Here is a 22,320-nt window from a genome sequence, read left to right as displayed (position 1 = left end):
GTTAATTTTGCTTAAATAACTTTGTAATATTGTGAATATCAGAGGAATAGTTATTAAGAATATTTTCTGGATGCTGTTGGAAAGGGGAACTCAACTTGTATCTGGTATTTTAATTTCCGCATTGCTGGCGAGGGGGTTAAGCAAGACGGGGTTTGGTATGTTTCAATATGTGCAGTCGTTGATTACGATTTTTGGCTCCATAGTAATTATATGCGGTTCCGAAATAGTTGTACCTATGTTGGTTAACCAAAAAAGGGAGATGCAGCATATGACACTTATAAATGTTTTTATTTTAAGGATTCTAGCTTCCTCACTTGCCTATATTCTGCTGTTATCTTTCGTTTTTTTTGTTATTCATGATCTGAATGTATTAAGAGTGTCCAGTATTTTGGGGCTCACATTTTTTTTCAGAGAACCATTTGGTGTTATTTCAGCATGGCTACAAGCCAGAACTTATAACAGGCCTGCTGTTATTATTAGTATTGCTGCAACGTGCACTAAATTGGTACTGATTATTGTGGGATACTATTTGAAACTGGGGATTCTGTTTTTTGCTTTAGCATTATTCCTGGAAACCTTTATACTAAGTATAGGTTTGCTGATTTATTATATCCTCAATGCCAGAAAGGAAAAACTGGTATTTCGGTTCAGGCTCAGATTAATTAAGAAAATTGCAATGCTAGGAGGGGTTTTCTGGGTTGGTCTTATATTGCAGGCGCTGTTTAGAAGGGTGGATCAGTTGTTGCTCAAGCATTTTTTGTCATTTGACAAAATTGCAACCTATGGTGCAGCTATGCAGATTACTGAGAACTTTTCGCTGATTGCTCCAATTATTGCATCTTCTGTAGCTCCCATGTATATCTTCAGTATAAAAGCTGCAGAAAATGTACGAAAGAATCTCTTTAAGGTACTCCTGATTATGTTGGGAATTAGTCTTGCTGGTAGTATTGGAGTCTCCAGTCTTTCCCCATTCATCGTGAAGATTATTTTTGGAAAAGGATTTAATGAAACCTCCAGAATTCTTAGTTACTCCATTTTCATTTCGGTATTGGTATATATTGATGCCGGATTGAATTTGCTGATTCTGAAAATGCGTGCAGCCAGGTTTCTAACCATAAAATGGATGTTGGCATTGGCTGCAGCTGTAATTACAGATTTGATTTTAATACCAAAGTATAATGAAATGGGAGCTGTTGCCGGATATCTGGCAGGTTACTTAGTAGTGGTAGTGTTTGGCTTTTTTGTGGTGAGATATAAATACAAGTAGAGTATGTTGCATTATAGTCAGAGTTTGGGTTTGATTATATTCAGGAAAATTTTCCTGGCAACGTTCGTTTGTTTTATACTAACACTTTTTTTATCCCCATTCTCACTGACGTTATCAGTTAAGGAATCTGGAAATCCAATGAGTTGGCCCAACCTGCTGGTTTTTGTTCTTTTGGGCTTATCAATATTCGAGAATCTGGTATGGGGAACCAACACAAAGATTGCCATCACTGGTTTGGTGTTGTATGTTTGGTTCATTTATTCCGTTTTTGTATTAATTTTCAATGGTAAGGCACAAGTTCACCTCGGTGAAATATTTGCGCTTTATCGTGTAATTGCTATTTTTTACAGCCTGCGAACCCTATTTCTTTTTGATGGAGAAAATATTTACATCAGATCTGCTGTCTGGTTAGCTGTTCAATTTACTATTCTGGCCTACCTGCAGGAATTTTTCTTTCTGACATATGGAGACGCCGCGTTAGGACTCGATTATAGCTCTATAAAAGTGACCGAAGATATTATGGCTTCTTTGTTCGGATTTTCATTTGTTAGGGCGCATTTTCTGGTAGGAGATCCCAATTATTTTGCACTGTATATTTTGCCAGGAGTTGGCGTTATGACTTATAAGATCATTAATAAATTTACAACAGGACGGTTAATATTATTCATATTCATTTTCACGGGTATTCTACTTACATTTTCCAGAGGAGCACTACTGTCATTTTTTGTTTGTTTTGCCATTTTTTTTTATAGGTCAAATATTTCAATATATAAGAAGGTTGTTACATTCTTAGTGTTCATTTTGTTAGGAATCGGTGTGGTCGCTAACATGAACAGAGGGGAAAATACCTCCTCTTCTTCTGAAGAACGGTCTGCCTTGATCCAGGACGCATTCAAGAAAACAGTTATGAACCCTCTTGGCTATGGTATCGGAGAACTTGTACTTGAATCCAAGGATAATGATATAAAAATGACTGCTCACAATACGTTTGTTGAGATTCTGTTGTTCAGTGGCATTTTAGGATTGGCCATATTCCTTCTTATTATAGGTAAATCTTTGTTATATGCCAGCGGTAATGGGCTTATATTGGCGGTTTTTATTACAGTGCTGATAGCAGGAACATTTTTAAGTTGCACTATCTACATGGTTTACTGGTTGTATTTGCTGGCACCTATTGCATATAATCGAAAAAATATAACAAAGGCCGTTACATGAAAATATTGATTTCCACATTTACATTTTGGCCTCAATCAAATGGTGTTGCCAATTGTGCTTATATGCAGGCGCTTGCTTTTGTTAAATCTGGTCATGATGTAACTGTGGTGACATCCGGTGAAAATAGGGAAGATTTCCATGAAGGTATTCATATTGTCCGATTACCATTATCAGGAAACAGACGTCTGCTGGATTCGGTGGCTGGTAAGGAGAACTATGAACAGTTTCTGTTGAACAACAGCTTTGATGTGATTTTTTTCCATTGCTGGCAGGCATGGCCAGTAGATGGGGCTATTGAAGTATTACATAGATTACCCGCCAAAAAAGTGCTGGTGAGCCATGGAATATCTACTAATACCGCCTTTGACTTTCGTTCATTTATAGCCAAAATACGTTGGCAATATTATCAAAAAGCATTAGTACCAGTAATATTTAAACATCTTGACCACATTGTCTTTCTGGAAGACTATACAGATGGTGATCGTTTTTTAGACCGAGAGCTGAAAGATAAATATTTCCCAGGATTAGCAGCTTCTATAATACCCAATGGTGGGCATATTTATCAGAATGGTAACGTCAATTCATTTCGACAACAACATGAAATCCCGAAGGACGATTTCATGTTGCTTGTAGTGGGAAACTACTCTCGGTTAAAAAATGAACAGGCTGCATTGGAAATTCTTCGGAAATTAAACAGAGAAGATGTAAGCTTAGTAGTAATAGGAGCGAAGCGGAATGATTATAAGGATGAGCTGTTGAAACTATGTGAAAACTATCCTCTTGGTTTACAGAAGAAAATTTATCTCCTGGATTCATTGACCAAAGAGGAAATTGGGGATGCCTATCTGAATGCATCTCTTCTGCTGAACGTTTCACGAACAGAGGCACAGCCTTTGGTTATTCTGGATGCAATTGCCAATGGAGTACCTTTTGTCAGCATTAACCGTGGTAGTATTAGTAAGATACCTGGAGGAGAAACCTGTGACAATTATGGAGAGATGCCTACAGTTATTAATAGATTGATTAACCATAAACTGGAGCTGGAAAAGTTGGCTGTAGAAGGTTTGGCTGCCAGCCTTAGTAAGTATAACTGGACTGTATATGCGCAGCGATATGTCAATCTGGTACAGCAATTAGAGAATAGTTCCAAAGATAATAAATATGAACAGTAAAATTGTTGTAAAGATTTTCGGAGGCTTGGGAAATCAAATGTTTCAGTATGCATGTGGTTATGCCCTTGCGAGGAGATACAATGCTCAATTGTGCCTGGATATATCAGCCTATAAGGTGAAAACGCATCAAGGATTCGAAATACCACGCTTCGAAGGATTCAGTGAAGAGGTATTATCTGAAGATGAGGTGTTGGGGTTGTTTGGTAGGTTTTTCCCATTAAAGCTGTTACTTATCAGGAAGTTATTACCAAATGGCAGATCTGTTTTTGTAGAAAAGAAATTTGGTATGTATAATGAGCTGCCAATGTCTGGGAATTTGATGTATCTGATGGGATATTGGCAATCTGCCAGTTTCTTTAATGAATGTGCAGAAGAACTCAGGGAAAAGTTTGTATTCAAGTTACAGAATCTAGAAAAGAATCAGCCAATTCTGGAGAAAATGAAGCGTAATAATTCCATTGCTATACATGTTCGCCGTGGTGATTATGTCAGCATTAAATCAAACCAACAATATCATGGGGTGTGTTCCCTGGAATATTACAATAACGCAATTGGGTTGATGGAGGAAAAGCTGGATTCGCCTTGCTTTTTTATTTTTTCTGATGATACCGAATGGGCCAACGCCAACCTGGATTTCAAAGGGGCGCAAGTATACCTGGTGGATGTAAATAAAGGATCGGATTCATTTATGGATATGTACATGATATCACAATGTAACCATCAAATTATTGCCAACAGTTCTTTTAGCTGGTGGGGCGCTTGGTTGAATAATCATCCGGAAAAAATAATCGTAGCACCAGAGAAATGGTTCGCTGATACTTCTATTGTTTCTAAAAATATAATTCCGGAAGGATGGATACGGTTATAATGAATAAAGGTATTTGTGAAAATCCACTCATCAGCGTAATAATGGGCTTGAACCAATATAACAGTCATGTGGATGACGCAATAAACAGCATTTTGCGGCAAAATTTTAAACAATTTGAGTTAATAATTGTTGCAAATGCATGTACAGATGAACTGTGGGCTTGGTTGAATAAATTAGCTGACAGCAGAGTACGATTATTCAGGACTTCTATACCGCAACTTACCTTCAATCTTAATTATGCAATTGACTGTTCCAAAACAGATCTAATTGTCAGAATGGATGCAGATGATATTGCGCATCCTGACAGATTGAAGTTGCTGTACGATTATATGAATGTTCATCCGGATGTCTCTGTATGTGGATCTGGGGTAGAGTTAATCGATGAAAATGGTAATATAACGGGTCAACGTAATTTGCCATTAGAGAATGCAACAATACGCAAGCAGCTATTGATCAAAAATCCTATTGTGCACCCTTCAGTGGTGTTTAGAAAGACTGCAATTCTACAGTTAAAAGGATATTTGGGAGGGTTTAACTCGGAGGATTATGACCTCTGGATAAGAGCGCTCAGAGATGAAAAATTCCGGTTTGCCAATTTGGAAACTCCTTTACTCAAATACAGGGTACATGGAAATTCATCACAAGGTTCCAGGCTGGCGTACGCTGAAATTCCTGGTTATTTTATGAGGGAATTCCTTTACACTGGAAAATTTAGGTACCTGAAAGCCTTTTTGGTTTCATTGGGCAAGTTCATGCTCACCAAGAAAAGAGTGGTATAGGTCTAATAGAAGTATAACTTTTGCAATTGATATGAAAACAGTATTACTGATCTCCAATACAGCTTGGAGTTTTTATAAATTCAGGAAAGGTTTGATCACAGCCTTGGTAAATCAGGGGCTGAAAGTTATACTTGTTGCTCCATCGGATGAATTTCAACAACTCCTAGAGGCACTTGGCACAAAATTCATACCTCTGAAAACCCTGGAAGGGAAAAGTAAAAACGCATTCAAGGATATTGCATTTGTAAGAGAGCTATTTGAAATATATCGTAGTGTAACCCCCCATTTAATTATACAATATACAATTAAGCCGAATATTTACAGTTCATATGTAGCGAATAGGCTTAAAATACCAACAATTGGTGTTGTAACTGGGTTGGGTTATACGTTTATCAACAAAAATATTGTATCTGCGATATCACGGCGTTTATACAGGATGGCATTTCGGTTGGTTGGAGAGGTATGGTTTCTGAATGAGGAAGACCGGGAGGTGTTTTACCGTTATAGACTGGTTAACCCTGCAAAAACCCATGTTATAAACGGGGAAGGCGTAAATTGTGCTGAATTTGATCCTGGATTGTTTCTCTCATCAATACCAGCAGGACAACCACTCAGATTTGTGTTGCCAGCAAGGTTGTTATATGATAAAGGGGTATTGGAATATGTGGAGGCTGCAAGGGAAATAAAGATGCGTTATCCAGATGTCGAATTTAACTTGCTTGGGTTTCTGAATGTGAATAATCCCTCAGCTGTTTCTGCGGCCACTATGCAAGAATGGGTTGATGAGGGTGTTGTAAATTATCTTGGCAGCAAAGATGATGTCAGAACTACCCTAATTAGTCATCATTGTGTAGTTTTACCCAGTTACAGGGAAGGAATGTCCATGGTGTTAATGGAAAGTGCAGCACTGGAACGTCCTATTATTGCCAGCAATATTCCTGGATGTAAACAGATAGTAGAGGATGGGAAAACCGGATTTCTATGTCGGCCCAAAGATAAAGCCGATTTGGCCAGACAGATGGAGAAATTCATTTTGCTTGATCAGGAGACTCGCATAAATATGGGAAGACAAGCCCGAAAAAAGATGATGAACGAATTCAGTGAACAAATTATTATTAGTGGCTATATGGAACGAATTTTCGAGTTGCTATAGTTTCAAGTTGGAATTTTATATGGAATATCAATATATTGTAGAAATTTATTAAATAATCAAAATGAAAGTAGCCCTAATAACTGGCATTACAGGGCAGGATGGAGCCTATCTTGCCCAGCTGTTGTTAAAGAAGAACTATGAAGTGCATGGTATTAAAAGAAGGAGCTCATTATTCAACACTGATAGAATTGACCATCTGTACCAGGATCCGCATGAGAATAATGTGAGATTTAAGCTTCATTATGGTGATCTCACAGATTCAACCAATATAATCCGTATTATTCAGGAAGTTCAACCCGATGAAATTTATAATCTGGGAGCCATGAGCCATGTACAGGTAAGTTTTGAAGCTCCTGAATATACAGCTGATGCTGACGGTATTGGCACCCTTCGTATTTTGGAAGCTGTACGTCTGCTGGGACTCACAAATAAAACCAAGATATATCAGGCATCTACATCCGAGCTCTATGGTTTGGTGCAGGAAGTGCCGCAATCTGAGAAAACCCCGTTCTACCCTCGTTCTCCATATGCTGTTGCAAAAATGTATGCATTCTGGATCACTGTGAATTACAGGGAGGCGTATAACATGTATGCCTGTAATGGTATCCTGTTTAACCATGAAAGCCCCTTGCGTGGTGAAACATTCGTTACCAGGAAGATTACCCGTGCAGTAGCAAAATTGTCACTGGGAATGCAGGATAAACTCTATATGGGTAACCTCGATGCGAAGCGTGACTGGGGGCATGCCAAAGATTATGTGGAGGCAATGTGGCTTATCCTTCAACAGGATACACCGGAAGATTTTGTCATAGCTACAGGAATAACTACCACTGTAAGAGACTTTATCACAATGGCGTTCGCTGAGGTAGGAGTAAAGATAGAATTTAAAGGTACCGGTGTTGATGAAAAAGGATATGTAGTAAGCGTAGCCAGCTCAGATTCTCCGCTTAAAGAAGGGCAGGAAGTAGTAGCCATCGATCCCCGTTATTTCAGACCTACTGAAGTGGACTTGCTTATTGGGGATCCTACCAAGTCAAAGACTAAATTAGGTTGGAAACCTAAATATGAATTACCCGCACTGGTAAAGGAAATGGTAGCTGCTGACGTGGAGCTTTTTAAACGCGAAAAACTCCTGAAAGATGCAGGTTATAAGGTATTGAATCAATTTGAATAGTATGAATCTTCAGGATAAAATATATGTTGCCGGCCATCGTGGGATGGTTGGTTCTGCTATTGTAAGACGCCTTCAGAAAGAGGGGTTTACAAATATTGTTTCGCGTGCTTCCGCAGAGCTTGATCTTCGTGACCAGGTTGCAGTTGCAAAATTCTTTGAACAGGAAGAACCGGAATATGTTTTTCTGGCTGCTGCTAAAGTGGGCGGGATTATGGCGAATAATACCTATAGGGGACAATTTATATATGAGAACCTGATGATTCAGAACAACGTCATTCATCAGGCCTATCTGAATGGGGCTAAAAAACTTATGTTCCTCGGTTCATCCTGTATTTATCCAAAGATGGCGCCACAACCCCTGAAAGAAGAATACCTGCTTACAGGTCCACTTGAACCTACCAATGAGCCATATGCAATAGCAAAAATTGCTGGAATTGAAATGTGCGATGCCTATCGGGCCCAGTATGGATGTAATTTCATTTCGGTAATGCCCACTAATCTATATGGCCCTAATGACAATTATGATCTTGTCAATTCACATGTGCTGCCTGCAATGCTCAGGAAAATGCATGAGGCAAAAGAGAATAACGATCCACGGGTGACTATCTGGGGAACGGGAACGCCTAAACGCGAATTTCTCCATGCAGACGATATGGCGGATGCATGTTTTTACCTGATGCAGCATTATAATGAGCAGGGCTTTGTAAATATTGGGGTAGGAGAGGATATCAGCATTGGAGACCTGGCAAAGCTAATTCAGAAGATAGTAGGATTTGGTGGAGAACTTGTATTTGATACCAGTAAGCCTGATGGAACTCCCCGTAAATTGATGGATGTAACCAAACTACACAGTTATGGCTGGAAAGCTGCCATTAATTTGGAAGAAGGTATTCGTAGGGTATATGAAGAAGTAACGAAGACTAACTGGTCTGCATAACATGAAAGTAAATAACCATGTTTTCATCATGGCAGGTGGCGTTGGCAGCCGCTTCTGGCCAAAAAGCCGCAATAATTTCCCCAAGCAGTTTATTGACATACTTGGTATTGGAAAGTCATTGCTGCAACTTACGTACGAACGTTTCCGAAAGCTTGTACCGGAAGAAAATATTTATATCGTTACGAATAAACAATATAAATCACTTGTACAACAGCAGTTGCCTGCCATAAAACAAAGTAACGTTCTCTGTGAACCTTCCCGTAACAATACTGCGCCATGCATTGCGTATGCTGCCTTCAAGCTTGCAGCCTGTGCTCCGGATGCAAATATGGTGGTGGCACCGTCAGATCATTTTATTCTGTATGAGGATATCTTTATTGATAAAATTAAAGCCGGTCTGGAAGTCGTCGCGCAAAAAAATATCTTGCTTACACTAGGTATTACGCCGACCCGACCCGATACTGGTTACGGCTATATTAAATATGAGAAGGGAGGAAGCAACAGTCTGCATAAAGTGGAGCGTTTCACAGAAAAGCCTCCTCTTGAAACTGCCAAGGAGTTTCTGGCAAGTGGAGACTATGTCTGGAACGGCGGAATATTTATCTGGAACGTGAAAGCAGCATTGGCTGCCTTTAAGCAACATGCTCCGGAAGTGTTCAATCTTTTTCAAAAAGGAGAAGGTACATACAATACAGCTGAGGAGCAGGGTTTCATTGATGCCCATTATCCGTTATCTCCCAATATCTCTGTGGATTATGCAATCATGGAGAAAGCTGATAACGTATATACGATTCCCGCTGATTTCGGTTGGAGTGACCTGGGAACATGGGCTTCGCTATACGAAGTGGCCGATAAAAAAGCTACTAACAATGCAATCTCAGCCAGCACCTTGCAGTTGCAGGATACAGAAAACTGTATTATTCATTTACCTGCAGAGAAACTCGCTGTAATCAGAGGATTGAAGGATTATATTGTAGTCGATGATAACGATGTATTGTTGATCTACCCTAAGAAAGAAGAACAGGAAATCAAGAAGATTACGGAGTCTCTTAAAGCTAATAATCAATCTCATTATTTATAATTTTTTTATAGCCCTGCCGTTATTGCGGCAGGGTATATTTTTGTTTTCTCCCTTACTGTCATCCTAATTTATTGAAAATATTATCTTTGCATCTTGGCAACCTCGGCTATAGTGGATCTTATCCACTTTGCAAGGTTATTATAAAGTGTTTGTGACGCCTGACTTCGTGTGTTTTTTAAACTGAACTCAAAAGAAAATTAATGAAGCATCTTTTTTGGATGACAGCAATGCTATTGCTCGCCTGTGCTGTAAGTGCACAGGAAAAACTCCCGGTTGTGGTACCTTACAATTCACAAAATATCCGGGAACTCTATTTGGATTCAAATAACCATCATACGGCTTTTAAGCCTATCCTGCATGTGGACACCAGCGCTATGTACACACGGCCCGATACCACCAAACGCAGCCTGGGACATAGAAAGCTATTTGATGAACATCTGCTGGAGTTCAGGAACAAAGAGTATAATGTATTCATTGACTTCCTGCCAGACTTCCAGATTGGAAAAAGCAGAGATGGTAGCAGGACTACGTGGTTGAATACACGTGGAGCCATCATTCAGGCTAACATTGGTCCAAAATTCTATTTTGAATCTTCTTTTTATGAGAATCAGGGTAAATTCCCGCTTTACCTGGATCAGTATATTCGTAAAAATGATATTGTTCCGGGGCAGGGTGGAATTAAAGACTATAGCGAAGGCAAGGCATTTGATTTCAACTATGCAAGCGCCCTGTTGTCTTATACGCCGAACAAATACCTGAATGTCACCGCAGGTTACGGACAGAATTTTATCGGAGATGGCTATCGCTCATTGATCCTGTCAGATATCACCTTCAGCTATCCTTACCTGAAGATTACAGGTAACCTCGGAAGCGTTCAATATACCGCTATGTGGGCGCAGTTTATGGATAAGCACAGTAAAGATTTTGCTACTGCTTACAATGACCTGGGTTTCTACAAAAAATGGGGGGTATTCCACTTCCTGGACTGGAATGTGAGCAAACGGCTTACTATTGGCCTCTTTGACGCCGTTATCTGGCCTGATGCAGATTCTTCTGGCCGCAAACGCGGATTTGACTGGAGCTATATGAATCCGATCATCTTCCTCCGCTCAGCTGAGTTCTCACAAGGCTCCTCAGATAATGCGCTGGTGGGTATGAATGCGAAATTCAAATTATTCCCCAAAACCACTATTTACGGACAGTTAGTCCTCGACGAAATGAGAGTGAAGGAAGTGCTCAAAGGGAGAGGCTGGTGGGCCAATAAACAGTCCATGCAGCTGGGTTTCCGCTCGTTTGACCTGTTCCGGGTAAGTAACCTGGATCTGCAGGGAGAACTGAATGTAGTAAGACCATATACCTATTCATACAAAAGTACCCTCATCAACTACGAACATTACAATCAATCACTGGCTCATCCGTTGGGGGCCAACTTCTGGGAAGTGCTGGGGATTGCTACCTACCGTATTAAACGTTGGTATGGCCGTGGTGAGTTGATGTACGCCAAATATGGGGATGATCCTGATGCGCAAACAAACTATGGTCATGACATTTCTAAGCCATATACCACGCATCCTAAAGAATACGGCAACTGGATAGGTCAGGGTATTAAAACCAACCTGTTGTACGCTCAGGGAACAGTAGCTTATGTACTGAATCCTAAATATAACTTGCGTTTGGAAGCTGGCCTGGCTGCCCGTCGTTTGAAGAATGATATTACCGGCAGCAAGACAGACCTGATCTTTAACTTTGGGCTGAGAAGTTCATTCAGACAGTTCTATTACGATTTCTAAAGCACTCGCTATATTAGCACGCAAGCCCTTACACTATACGTGTAAGGGCTTTTTATTTTTTACGCAAAAAGGGGCAGGATAATGGACAAAGGCCGAAACAAAACTGACAGCAAAAAGAGTTTTTTCATTAGGTGCAGGAAAACCCGACCTGTCCGCTTATATCCTTAATTGAATATACGAAAAAAATCATAATATCAAATACATAATTCAGTATTTAATGGACTTTTCACGAATATTTATAACTTCGCCGAATGCATTATGTTACAGTAGAAGGGCTTACAAAATCCTTTGGCACCAAACCGTTATTCCGGGATATTTCTTTCCATATAGAAGAAGGAGACAAAATTGCGCTGGTTGCGCTCAATGGTACAGGGAAATCAACCCTGTTGCGCATTTTGTGCGGTAAGGAAGTGCCGGATGAAGGAAAGGTATGGATCCACAAGGACGTGACAGTGGTGATGTTGGAACAACAACATGGTTTTGATCTGAACAAGACTGTATTGGAAAACATTTTTGACCACGACAATCCTGTTCTTAATGCTATCAAAAACTATGAACAGCTTACCGAAGCTGATCATGAACCGGATATGGAGAAGCTCACTGCTGCTATCAGCCAGATGGATGAGCTCAATGCCTGGCATTTTGACTCCAAGGTGAAGCAGATCCTCGGCAAACTTAATATCCATAAGCTAGACCAACCGGTAGGCTCTCTCTCCGGAGGGCAACAAAAAAGGGTCGCCCTCGCTAAGGTGTTGATTGATATAGGGTTTGAGCATAAACATGTGCTGCTCATTATGGATGAACCTACCAACCATCTCGACGTTGGTATGATCGAATGGTTGGAAAACTACCTTGACCAGGAACGTGTAACCTTGTTGCTGGTTACCCATGACCGTTATTTCCTGGATAGTGTTTGCAATGAGATCATGGAGCTTGACAGAGAGCAGCTTTTCATCTATAAGGGGGATTACGAAAATTACCTGGAAAAGAAAGCTGCTCGTGAAGAAAGTGATAAGTCCAGCGTGGAAAAGGCCCGGAATCTTTATCGTAAAGAGTTGGAATGGATGCGTAAGCAACCGAAGGCCCGTACAACCAAGTCCAAATCCCGCCAGGATGCTTTTTATGATGTGAAAGAAAGGGCGGCTACTCGTATACAGGATCAGCAGTTGGAACTGAACGTAAAGATGACCAGGCTGGGGGGCAAAATACTGGAGCTGAAAAAAGTGTATAAAGCCTACGGTAATCATGTGATCCTGAAAGGATTTGACTATACTTTCAAAAAGGGAGAGCGTGTAGGCGTTGTTGGTAAAAATGGAGTAGGTAAATCCACTTTCCTTAATATGCTCCTGGGAAGCGAGCAACCTGATTCCGGTAAGATCAATGTGGGGGAGACAATTGTATTTGGCAATTATTCCCAGACGGGACTTGAAGTGAAGGAAGACATGCGCGTAATAGAGTTTGTAAAAAATATTGCCGAAAACTTTCCGCTCGCAGATGGTACTAAAGTAAGCGCCGCTCAGTTTCTTGAGCTATTCCTCTTCCCGGCGGAGAAACAATATACTTATATTTCCAAGCTTAGCGGAGGAGAGAAAAGAAGGTTGCATCTGCTATCCATTCTCTTCCGCAATCCTAACTTCCTGGTGCTCGATGAGCCAACCAATGATCTCGATCTGCCCACACTCAGTATCCTGGAAACCTTTTTACTGGAATATCAAGGTTGTGTGATCATCGTGAGCCACGATCGTTACTTCATGGATAAGCTCGTGGATCATTTGTTTGTTTTTGAAGGAGAAGGGAAAGTGCGAGATTATCCTGGGAACTATACACAGTATCGAGAGTGGGAGCGGGAAGAAGAACGTAAGCAATCAGTGCTCAAAAAAGAAGAAGATAAAGTGGAGCCTGTTGTGAATAACACCACTCCCGCCGCTGGACAGAAAGCCCGCAAAATGTCTTTCAAGGAGAAAAGAGAATTTGAGCTGCTCGAAAAAGACATCGAACAACTGGAGCAGGAAAAGAAAATCATTGAGGCAGATTTGTCCAGTGGCCAGCTATCATTTGAAAAGATAGAACCCATGACGCATCGGATGGGAGAGATCATGCAATTACTTGATGAAAAAGGGATGCGTTGGTTGGAATTGAGTGAGATAGAAAATTAGTAAAGTAAGAGGCAGAATAGTATACTGTTTTGCCTCTTACTTAATAATGATTTAGTGGTGCTCTATTTATTCTCCATTTTTTCTTTCCACTTGCTTAATTCATCTATCTCCTTCTGTTGTCTGATCAAATGAAGTGTCAGCTCTTCAATTTTCTGCAGCAATTTTTTATTCATTTCACCCACATCAATTCCATCTTTGGAAACCTCTTGTGCAGAGGGTATTTCAGGAAGGTGCTTGTGTTCCTTTATGTATAGCTCAGTTGACTTTAAGGAAGGAAGTTGATAGTTATCCTGGAAAACATAATCAGGCCAGCCAGTGACCGTTACTTTTACTCTTTTGGCGAACATGTCTCCGTTGACGGCCAGCCTGGCCTGTGGGTTAGTGGTGCCAATGCCAACATTACCTGTGGCGCGTTGCAGGTATATCCCTCTTTCAGTACCATTATCATCGACAACGCCGAATGTGGCATAGCTGTCGTTGGTGATATATCCTATGAAGGCCCTTCTTTTACTGTTTTCTGAAATGTCTATTGTGCCGAATCCTCCTGTGATGTCGGCTGTAAACGCACGATAATTAGATCCGCTGGTTTTCATTTGACCGTTTGTAAATACGTTCCCATCGACTGCGAGTTTAGCCTGTGGAGTAGATGTACCAATACCAACGTTGCCGGATACACGTTGTATAAAAATACCTCTTTCTGCTCCGCCGTCATCTACTACGCCAAAGGTGGCATAGGCATTATAACCGGCGTTATATCCCATGAAAGCTCTTCTCTGATTGTTTTCTGAAAGATCTATTGTGCCATAACCATTGAGGATATTGGCCGAAAAGGCGCGATAGTTAGTACCATAGGTTTTAACGCCGCCATTAACTTGCAGAACCGTGGTCCCGTCATCGGGGGCAGATTTGATAAGCGTTCTGTCTGTAGTATTGATGATGGATCCGGCAAGATTGAGTACCGTATTTACATTCCCGTCTCTGTTTCGGCTTTGCAGATACCCCTGGTTACTCATGTAGTAAAGTTCCAGCCCGGAGCCTGTTGCAGGAATTTTGTCAGAACCTTCTATACGGATTAACTTATCAGTTGTATTACCATTGGTAGTTACTGATTTCAGATCTTGTGCCTGTGCTCTTGATTGAATGAAGCATAGGAGGGTAATGGAAGAAAGGGTAAAGAAAGTCTTTTTCATAGATAAATATTTAAAGTGAATCATTAGCAGTTATTATCATGCCGTATGGCTTAACAGGTTTAAAATACCTGTATCCCGGTATTGTCAGGCAGTAGGTATTAATGCAAATTTGAGAAATATAAGGTTATTGTTTCGGGCTTTCTCAGATAAAAGGGAAAATAATATTGTTGACTATGAAATACCAGGAACGTTAATCCAAAAGAATTGCAATAGTGCCTTATTCGTTAACCAGCATTCTATTTTTTTAAATTCTATAGTATGAAAAAGAAAACACTCATTTCAAAATTAACCTTGCACAAGAAAACTATTGCTGAATTACAGCAGAACGTTATTACCGGTGGTGGCGACTGGACGACTATTGGTTGTCAAACCAGGGTAAGAACTATCTGCGACTGCCCGGGGGCGACGTCCAACAGACCGAACACGAGCTGCCCTGTGCAAACTCGCTTTATTGACTGTCTGACGGATATCCGTGACAGATGTTAAGCTGAACTAGTCTCAGCAATGCTAAAAAAGGATGGACCAGAAGTATTGATTTACTTTGGGTCTATCCTTTTTATGTTATGACGGATCATCTCTTCGCAATACATTTATATTGATCATTTGCCATTTTACTCCGATAGAATCAGATTGAAAATTTGGTTGAAAATTTGATAACACTTCTTCCTTGTGAAATTGAAATGAAGAAAAAGGGTTACTTATGATATAGCTTTACCATATGGTAGTCGTATGTATAGTAAATTAACACCAAAGTTAAGGGGGACTTGATGCGGATCTATCCCATAGATATGTTTGTAGTAATGGGTATCAGGAAGGGGTAGGCGTATGTTTGGAATTGATAAATAAGGTGAATATACTATCGCTATGGGGGTACACGCCGGGGTACACGGACGGTTAATTTCTCTTTACTTCCCTTTTTCGCTCTTTCCTCTAAAACCCACGTCCAGTAATGAAAAACGCCCGATCTCAGTAAAGCTGAAATTGGGCGGATTATCTTTTTGGTAGCCTCGTCAAGAATCGAACTTGAATCTGGAGCTTCGGAAACTCTTATACTATCCATTGTACTACGAGGCCAGCAAGGCTGCAAAGCTACATTTTATAAGTAAAAAACCAAAATTGATCTAAAGATTGATATTGCTTTTGAATATTTTCACAGCGATGGCCAGCAGTATCACCCCAAAAAACTTGCGTACTACCATCAGTCCGGCTTTGCCGAGCAGGCGTTCTATGTAATTCAGTGAGCGTAGCACAATAAATATGATGATGAGGTTAAGGATAATGCCTGCAAGAATGTTGTATTCGCCAAAGTTCGCCTTTAACGACATAATAGTGGTGAGTGTACCGGAACCAGCTATCAGGGGAAAGGCAATTGGTACGATGCTTCCGGCCTGGGTGTCCTTTTCGCTCTTGAAGAATTCTATCCCCAGGATCATTTCCAGCCCGATCACGAATATCACAATGGAACCGGCTACCGCGAACGAATGTACGTCAACGCTGAGCAGTTTCAGGAAGGGTTCGCCCACCAGCAGAAATAATACCATCAGGAAGCCTGATGCCAGCGTGGCCTTGCCGGCCTCTATATGTCCCAGTTTTTCTTTTAAGGAAACCAATACGGGTATGGAGCCCACAATGTCAATCACAGCAAATAACGTAAAAGTAATAGCCAGAATTTGGTCGATACTGAACATGCTGTTTCTTTTGTGTAAATATAACCAGAAAGCGGTAAGGTTTTATGCTTAAGCCTTTCTGCCTATCTTTGCTATAACTGAAACCTGTTATGACGGAAGACATAATTATCCAGATCAGTAATAAGATCAAGGAAAAACGGAAAGCCAAAGGGATCACCATCCAGGAGCTGGCAGATAAGGCGGAAGTAAGTAAGGGGTTGATCTCACAAATTGAGAACAACCGTACAGTGCCTTCATTGCTGGTACTGATCAACATTATCAGGGCTTTGAACCTCGATATGAACGAGTTCTTCAACGAAATTGACCAGCAACCCAAAGGCGCCAAGGTTATCATCAAACAGCAGTCTTCCTATCAGCCCTTCGAAAAGGAACCCGCAAAAGGGTTCCACTACAAACGGGTCCTCACTAAAAGTATCAAAAACTTCCCTGTGGACATCGTAATGCTCGAGCTGAAGAAAGGCGCACGCCGTTCCCAGATCGTAAAAACAGATGCCTATGAGTATAAATATATTATCAAAGGCACTGTAGAGTACCTGATAGATAATGAAAAATATATCCTCGAAGAAGGGGACTCACTCTTCTTTGATGGCCGGCTTGGACATAAACCCGCCAATGTCGGTAATGATGATGCGCTTATTCTTGTCGTATACTTCTTCCTGGAAAGCGATAAATAGCATATTTGGACGTTGTAACATATAATATACAAATACTTAACATAAACTTTAGTATAACTTAACATTCGCATCATATACGAGCTTAACCTTTGCATGGTAAACTTTTATCAAGCAAATCTAATTTTGCCATGCACTTAAATCTACATCGCTTTCTCAGGCAGCTGTATGCTTTCCTGCTGCTACTTTTCATTGGGCTCGCTGCCAACGCCCAGCAAACTGTTACAGGTAAGGTTATTGGGGCAGACAATAACCAACCGGTCATCGGCGCCACTGTTAAGGTTAAAGGCGCCAACCGCGGTGCAGTAACCGACGCATCGGGTAATTTCAGTATCGCCGCCGCCGGTACAGACATCCTCCAGGTCAGCTTTATCGGCTACCTCACTGCTCTTCAGCCAGTCAACAACGGCAACAACATTACTATCACACTGGACCCGGACAAAAAAGCCCTCAGCGAAGTCGTAGTAACGGCGCTGGGCATACGAAAAGAAGTAAAACGTGTGGGCTATGCCGTACAGGAAGTAAAAGGTGGAGACCTCATCAAAGCCCGTGAGCCCAACCCGGTGAACGGCCTCGTTGGTAAGGTGGCAGGTCTCACTGTAGGTGCTTCCGCTGAGCTGCTGTCTGCACCACTGGTATTGCTTCGTGGCGACAAAGCCACTCTCTATGTGGTGGACGGTGTTCCTATTAACTCAGATACCTGGAATATTTCACCGGATGATATCGAGAGCTATACTGTACTGAAAGGCGCCACCGCCTCCGCTCTCTATGGCTCCCGCGGTTTATTCGGCGCTATCATGATCACCACCAAAAAAGGATCAAAAGACGCAAGAGGCTTCTCCATTGATTTTAACTCCAGCACTATGTTCGAGAATGGCTTCAATGCCATCCCTAAGGTACAGGATGAATATGGTCCAGGCGACCACGGTAAATATGCTTTCGTGGATGGTAAAGGTGCCGGTGTAAACGATGCCGACTACGATGTATGGGGACCTAAATTTGAAGGACAACTCATTCCTCAGTATGACAGCCCCGTAGATCCCGCCACAGGCAAGCGTACTGGTACCCCCTGGACTGCCCGTGGTAAAAACAACCTGCAACGCTTCCTGCGTACGGGTATGCTGAGCACTAACAACCTCGCTGTATCCTCTCATACTGATAAGGCAGATCTGCGTTTTTCCCTGTCTAATTCCTATCAGAAAGGTATTGTACCCAATACACAGCTCAATATCACTAATTTCAACATCTCTGCAGGATATAACTTCTCACCACGTCTCCGTCTCGATGCTTACATGAACTACAGCCGCCAGTTCTCAGACAATTTCCCGGATGTAGCCTATGGTCCCAACAGTATTATATATAATACACTGATATGGGCCGGCGCCGACTGGAGTATGGATGACATGCGCAACTACTGGCAGCCTGGTAAAGAGGGTATTCAGTCTATCTACGCAGAATATCAGCGTTATCACAACCCCTGGTTTATGAGCTACGAGTGGCTGCGCGGTCACTACAAAACCGATATCAACGGTTACGCGAAGCTGAACTATAAGATTACTGATAACCTGGAAATACAGGCCCGCACACAGATCTCCACTTACGATCTGATGAGGAATGAGAAGATGCCTTACTCTGCGCACCCTTATGGCCGTGAGGAAGGTAAAGGTGATTACAGGGAAGATAAACGTACACTCTTCGATAACAATACCGATGTTTTGTTATCCTATACTAACACTTTCCCCCGCAAAATACGTCTGCATGCTTCAGTGGGTGGTAACGCACGTTCATATAAATACAATTCCAGCTACGTAAGCACCAACTATCTGAATGCACCAGGGTGGTACAGCTTTGCCAATACCCGTGATCCGTTGTATGCAACCAACTATAAAGCAAATATGCTGGTATTGAGTGCCTACGGTTATGTGGATATTGATTTGGGAAAATATGCAACGGTGTCTTTGACAGACAGGATGGATAAGGCATCCAACCTTCCTGTTGGCCACCAGTCATATACTTATCCTTCAGCATCTCTCAGTACAGTAGTATCTGATTATGTAAAACTCCCGAAAGCCATCTCTTTCCTGAAGTTCCGCGGCTCTTATGCTAATGTGAAAGGTGGACAAACAGCTCCTACCATTGGTGCAACACCTGAAGCCAGTTACCCACTTGGTTATGGCACACAGTATGAATCTGCATACGATGGACCATTGTACAGCTCTATGGTGTATGATGTAAAACAGGTGTATGGCAACCAGGCTGGGGCCTTCTTTACAAAAGTACTTTACAGCGATAACCTGGACCCCTTCACCAGTAAGGTATCTGAGGTTGGTATGGACATCCGCTTCCTGAATAACCGTATCGGTCTTGATGCAACCTTTTTCAATGCCAAGAATGGTCCGCGTATCTATACCATATTTACGCCAGCCAGCACCGGCTTTGATTCATATAAGTTAAACGGCGTATCTACACGTAAACAGGGTATAGAGCTGTCATTGAATGCCAATCCTCTCAGGAACCCGAATGGACTTAACTGGAATGTACTGGTGAACTGGTCTACATTCAACGAGAAATATGTAAGCATTATTTCTGGCCGTGATAAACTGGATGCATTCGTGGGTGTGGGCGACCGCACTGATAAATTCTATGGAACTAAATTCGTTAGAACTCCTGATGGCCAAATCGTCAATGGTGCAGATGGTCGTCCTATCGTGAATCCTACCAACCAGTTCCTGGGCTACGCTAATCCTGACTGGGTATGGGGTATCAACAACTCCTTCAGCTATAAAGGCGTATCTCTCAGCTTCCAGTTTGATGGACGCGTTGGCGGTAGCATGATCGATTATATCCAGCAGCAGACATTCCGCGGCGGCCGCAATATCCTCACAACACAGGGCGCGATGGGTGATGCCCGTTATCAGGACTACAAAGGTGTGAAATCATGGCAGGGTGAAGGTGTGCAGATCAGCAACGGTGTACCGATTCAATATGACAACTATGGTAATGTAACCAATGCTGATAAAATGCAATTTGCTCCAAATGGTACCAAAACATACCTGCAGGATTATATCAGCATCTATTATAAAACAAACGAAGCTAACTTAATCAGTAAAACATTTGCCAAACTGCGTGAGGTGACCATCGGCTATGCACTACCGCAAAGCCTGCTGAAAGGCACATTCATCAAGGCGGCCAACGTTTCTTTCGTAGGCAGGAACCTGCTCTATTTTGCAAAGGACAAGGACGTAGATCTGGATCAGTATCCTGGCGGCGACCAGAACTCTTCTACACTGCAGACACCTACCACACGCCGCTATGGCTTTAACGTAAATGTTACTTTCTGATCACTGACCATTTAAACATGCTTTGTATGAAATTCTTTAAAATAGTTGCACTTTCTGCGCTGACTGGTATTGCCTTCAGTAGCTGCAACAAAAAATTTGACGAGTACTCCATTAATACCAACAAGCCTTCCAAAGTTCCACCAAGCCTGGCTTTGGGTGGTGTGTTGAGTGATGTCAACAGTGACAAGCCGTGGAGCAATGTTATGCGTTGGAACCAGTTCGATTGCTGTAACTATAACTATTACGGTGATCAGCGCTACGACTGGAGCGGGGCAGACCTCGGTAATTACTTCTCTCTTTCCAATGTGCAGCAAATGGAACAGGAGGCTGCCCGCCTTGGTGGTCAGGCCGTAAACCCTTATACTGCACTCGGTAAATTCTTCCGTGCATACTTCTACTACCGCATGACCAGCCTGGTTGGCGATTTGCCGCTGAAGGAAGCTGTTCAGGGTAAGGGTGATCTGGAACCAGTTTACGATTCACAAAAGTCTGTGTTTCTGCAAATACTCAGCTGGCTGGAAGAATCCAACACTCAGCTGACCGCGCTGGTTGCCAACCCGGATAAAAGCGCCAGTGCAGATGGACAAATACTGAAAGGTGATTTTTATTTTGGTAATGACCTTGCCAAATGGCAACGTGCAGTGAATACTTTCCGTTTACGGGTATTGATCGCATTAAGTAAGAAAACGGGAGATGCTGATCTGAAGATAGCACAGCAGTTCAAGGATATCATCTCCAACCCGGCAAAATACCCGCTGATAGAAAGTATGGATCAGAACCTGCAGTTCATCTATAACAACATCAATAAATACCCTGTAAACCCAGATAATCTGGGCTTTGACGCTACGCGTTATAACATGTCGGCTAGTTACCTGAATACACTTGTTTCGCTCAACGATCCGAGGGCCTATGTTACAGCTGAACCAGCTACGGAGCAATTGAACAAATTCCATAAAAAGCCTACAGACATTACCGCTTATGTAGGTGCTCCGTCTGGTGAAAGCCTCGATAATATGTCGTCCAAAATGTCGAATGTGGATACTGCCGTTTATTCCCTACGCAGTCGCAGCCGCTACTATAGCAGCTATACCGCCGAACCGGGTGTGATCATCGGTTATGCGGAGCTTTGCTTCAACATTGCGGAAGCTGCCAACCGTGGCTGGATAGACGCAGATGCAGAGGCATGGTATAAAAAAGGCATCAAGGCTTCTCTTGGTTTTTATAGCATACCGGTGAATGTTGCAGGCAATGTGGCAAAAACATATAGCGGTGTGCGTTATGACATCCCATTTGATTTTGAGAACGTGTATTATAAGCAACCGACAGTAAGCTATAAAGGCAACAATGCTGACGGGCTCACACAAATACTTACCCAGAAGTACCTGGCGTTCTTCCAGAACTCAGGTTGGGAGGCTTATTTCAATCAGCGCAGAACCGGTGTACCAGTATTCAGCACTGGCAGCGGTACCGGCAACAGCGGTATGATCCCTAAACGCTTCAAGTATCCTGATAACGAAAAAGCATCCAATACCACTAACTGGACATCTGCACTGCAAAGTCAATTTGGCTCTGGTACTGATGATATCAATGCTCAGATGTGGTTGATTAAATAAGAACTGTGATTTATGTGATTAGTTTGATTGTTGTGATGGGCGAAGATTGTAAAGGTTTATAGTTTAGAAATAAAAATTGGAAGGTCCTTCCTGCTGAAACGCACAGCAGGAAGGGCCTTTCGCTTTTACCTCCGCTACTATATTTGTTGTTAACAAAAATTAATAATAAGTTTAGTGTTTGTTAACATTCTGTTTACATAGGAATATCACCTTTGACCCAAATCG

General features: G+C 41.9%; 17 protein-coding genes and 1 tRNA gene. 15 read left to right on the top strand and 3 right to left on the bottom strand.

Annotation, left to right across the window (positions count from 1 at the left end; genetic code table 11):
* Positions 1-31: 31 nt before the first annotated feature.
* The 11 genes from VM802_RS11370 (at position 32) to VM802_RS11320 (ending at position 13,592) form a co-directional block, all read left to right on the top strand.
* Complete coding sequence (locus tag VM802_RS11370) at positions 32-1,267, top strand: oligosaccharide flippase family protein (RefSeq protein ID WP_325530445.1); 1,236 nt, start codon at positions 32-34, stop codon at positions 1,265-1,267.
* 138 nt (positions 1,268-1,405) lie between these two features.
* Positions 1,406-2,482, top strand: a complete 1,077-nt coding sequence (locus VM802_RS11365) for an O-antigen ligase family protein (RefSeq protein ID WP_325530443.1) — start codon at positions 1,406-1,408, stop codon at positions 2,480-2,482.
* Positions 2,479-3,654 (top strand): glycosyltransferase family 4 protein, encoded by a 1,176-nt coding sequence (locus VM802_RS11360; protein WP_325530441.1) that lies wholly within the window; start codon positions 2,479-2,481, stop codon positions 3,652-3,654. The genes VM802_RS11365 and VM802_RS11360 overlap by 4 nt, the downstream gene beginning before the upstream one ends.
* Positions 3,644-4,522 carry an alpha-1,2-fucosyltransferase gene (locus VM802_RS11355; RefSeq protein WP_325530439.1) on the top strand — a complete coding sequence of 293 codons (879 nt, stop codon included), beginning with the start codon at positions 3,644-3,646 and terminating at the stop codon, positions 4,520-4,522. The genes VM802_RS11360 and VM802_RS11355 overlap by 11 nt, the downstream gene beginning before the upstream one ends.
* Complete coding sequence (locus VM802_RS11350) at positions 4,507-5,301, top strand: glycosyltransferase (protein ID WP_325530437.1); 795 nt, start codon at positions 4,507-4,509, stop codon at positions 5,299-5,301. Before VM802_RS11355 ends, VM802_RS11350 begins: the two co-directional genes overlap by 16 nt.
* Before the next feature lie 31 nt (positions 5,302-5,332).
* A complete protein-coding gene (locus VM802_RS11345) occupies positions 5,333-6,454 on the top strand; it encodes a glycosyltransferase family 4 protein (protein WP_325530435.1) in 1,122 nt (373 codons plus the stop codon).
* 61 nt (positions 6,455-6,515) lie between these two features.
* The gene (gene gmd, locus VM802_RS11340) at positions 6,516-7,628 is read left to right on the top strand and encodes a GDP-mannose 4,6-dehydratase (protein ID WP_325530433.1); all 1,113 of its coding nucleotides are present in this window, start codon (positions 6,516-6,518) and stop codon (positions 7,626-7,628) included.
* 1 nt (position 7,629) lies between these two features.
* Complete coding sequence (gene fcl / locus VM802_RS11335; RefSeq protein ID WP_325530431.1) at positions 7,630-8,565, top strand: GDP-L-fucose synthase; 936 nt, start codon at positions 7,630-7,632, stop codon at positions 8,563-8,565.
* A gap of 1 nt (position 8,566) precedes the next feature.
* A complete protein-coding gene (locus tag VM802_RS11330; RefSeq protein ID WP_325530429.1) occupies positions 8,567-9,646 on the top strand; it encodes a mannose-1-phosphate guanylyltransferase in 1,080 nt (359 codons plus the stop codon).
* Between the two features lie 200 nt (positions 9,647-9,846).
* Positions 9,847-11,436, top strand: a complete 1,590-nt coding sequence (locus VM802_RS11325) for a hypothetical protein (protein WP_325530427.1) — start codon at positions 9,847-9,849, stop codon at positions 11,434-11,436.
* Positions 11,437-11,687: 251 nt separating this feature from the next.
* On the top strand, positions 11,688-13,592 hold the full coding sequence (locus VM802_RS11320; protein ID WP_325530425.1) for an ABC-F family ATP-binding cassette domain-containing protein: 1,905 nt from the start codon (positions 11,688-11,690) through the stop codon (positions 13,590-13,592).
* 62 nt (positions 13,593-13,654) lie between these two features.
* Here the strand turns inward: VM802_RS11320 and VM802_RS11315 are convergent, their stop codons facing one another.
* Entirely contained in the window at positions 13,655-14,782 is a 1,128-nt protein-coding gene (locus VM802_RS11315; protein ID WP_325530423.1) for a hypothetical protein, read from the bottom strand.
* 258 nt (positions 14,783-15,040) lie between these two features.
* Between VM802_RS11315 and VM802_RS11310 the strand changes: the two genes are divergently transcribed.
* Positions 15,041-15,268, top strand: coding sequence for a class I lanthipeptide (locus VM802_RS11310; RefSeq protein WP_325530421.1), 228 nt, complete (start codon positions 15,041-15,043; stop codon positions 15,266-15,268).
* Positions 15,269-15,781: 513 nt separating this feature from the next.
* On the opposite strand, the gene VM802_RS11305 is transcribed toward VM802_RS11310, so the two are convergent.
* A tRNA-Arg gene (locus tag VM802_RS11305) sits at positions 15,782-15,856 on the bottom strand.
* 47 nt (positions 15,857-15,903) lie between these two features.
* Positions 15,904-16,470: a MarC family protein gene (locus VM802_RS11300; RefSeq protein WP_325530419.1), complete on the bottom strand. Its 567-nt coding sequence runs from the start codon at positions 16,468-16,470 to the stop codon at positions 15,904-15,906.
* Positions 16,471-16,559: 89 nt separating this feature from the next.
* Here VM802_RS11300 and VM802_RS11295 point away from each other — a divergent pair, with 89 nt between their 5' ends.
* From VM802_RS11295 to VM802_RS11285, 3 genes are all read left to right on the top strand, one after another.
* The gene (locus VM802_RS11295) at positions 16,560-17,144 is read left to right on the top strand and encodes a helix-turn-helix domain-containing protein (RefSeq protein WP_325530418.1); all 585 of its coding nucleotides are present in this window, start codon (positions 16,560-16,562) and stop codon (positions 17,142-17,144) included.
* A 128-nt stretch (positions 17,145-17,272) separates the two neighbouring features.
* On the top strand, positions 17,273-20,482 hold the full coding sequence (locus VM802_RS11290) for a SusC/RagA family TonB-linked outer membrane protein (protein WP_325530415.1): 3,210 nt from the start codon (positions 17,273-17,275) through the stop codon (positions 20,480-20,482).
* Positions 20,483-20,508: 26 nt separating this feature from the next.
* A complete protein-coding gene (locus VM802_RS11285) occupies positions 20,509-22,095 on the top strand; it encodes a SusD/RagB family nutrient-binding outer membrane lipoprotein (protein WP_325530413.1) in 1,587 nt (528 codons plus the stop codon).
* The last annotated feature ends 225 nt before the right edge of the window (positions 22,096-22,320 follow it).

Origin of the sequence: Chitinophaga sp. (assembly GCF_035538455.1) — a bacterium.
Lineage (GTDB): Bacteria > Bacteroidota > Bacteroidia > Chitinophagales > Chitinophagaceae > Chitinophaga.
This window is presented reverse-complemented; position numbering and strand designations above follow the sequence as displayed.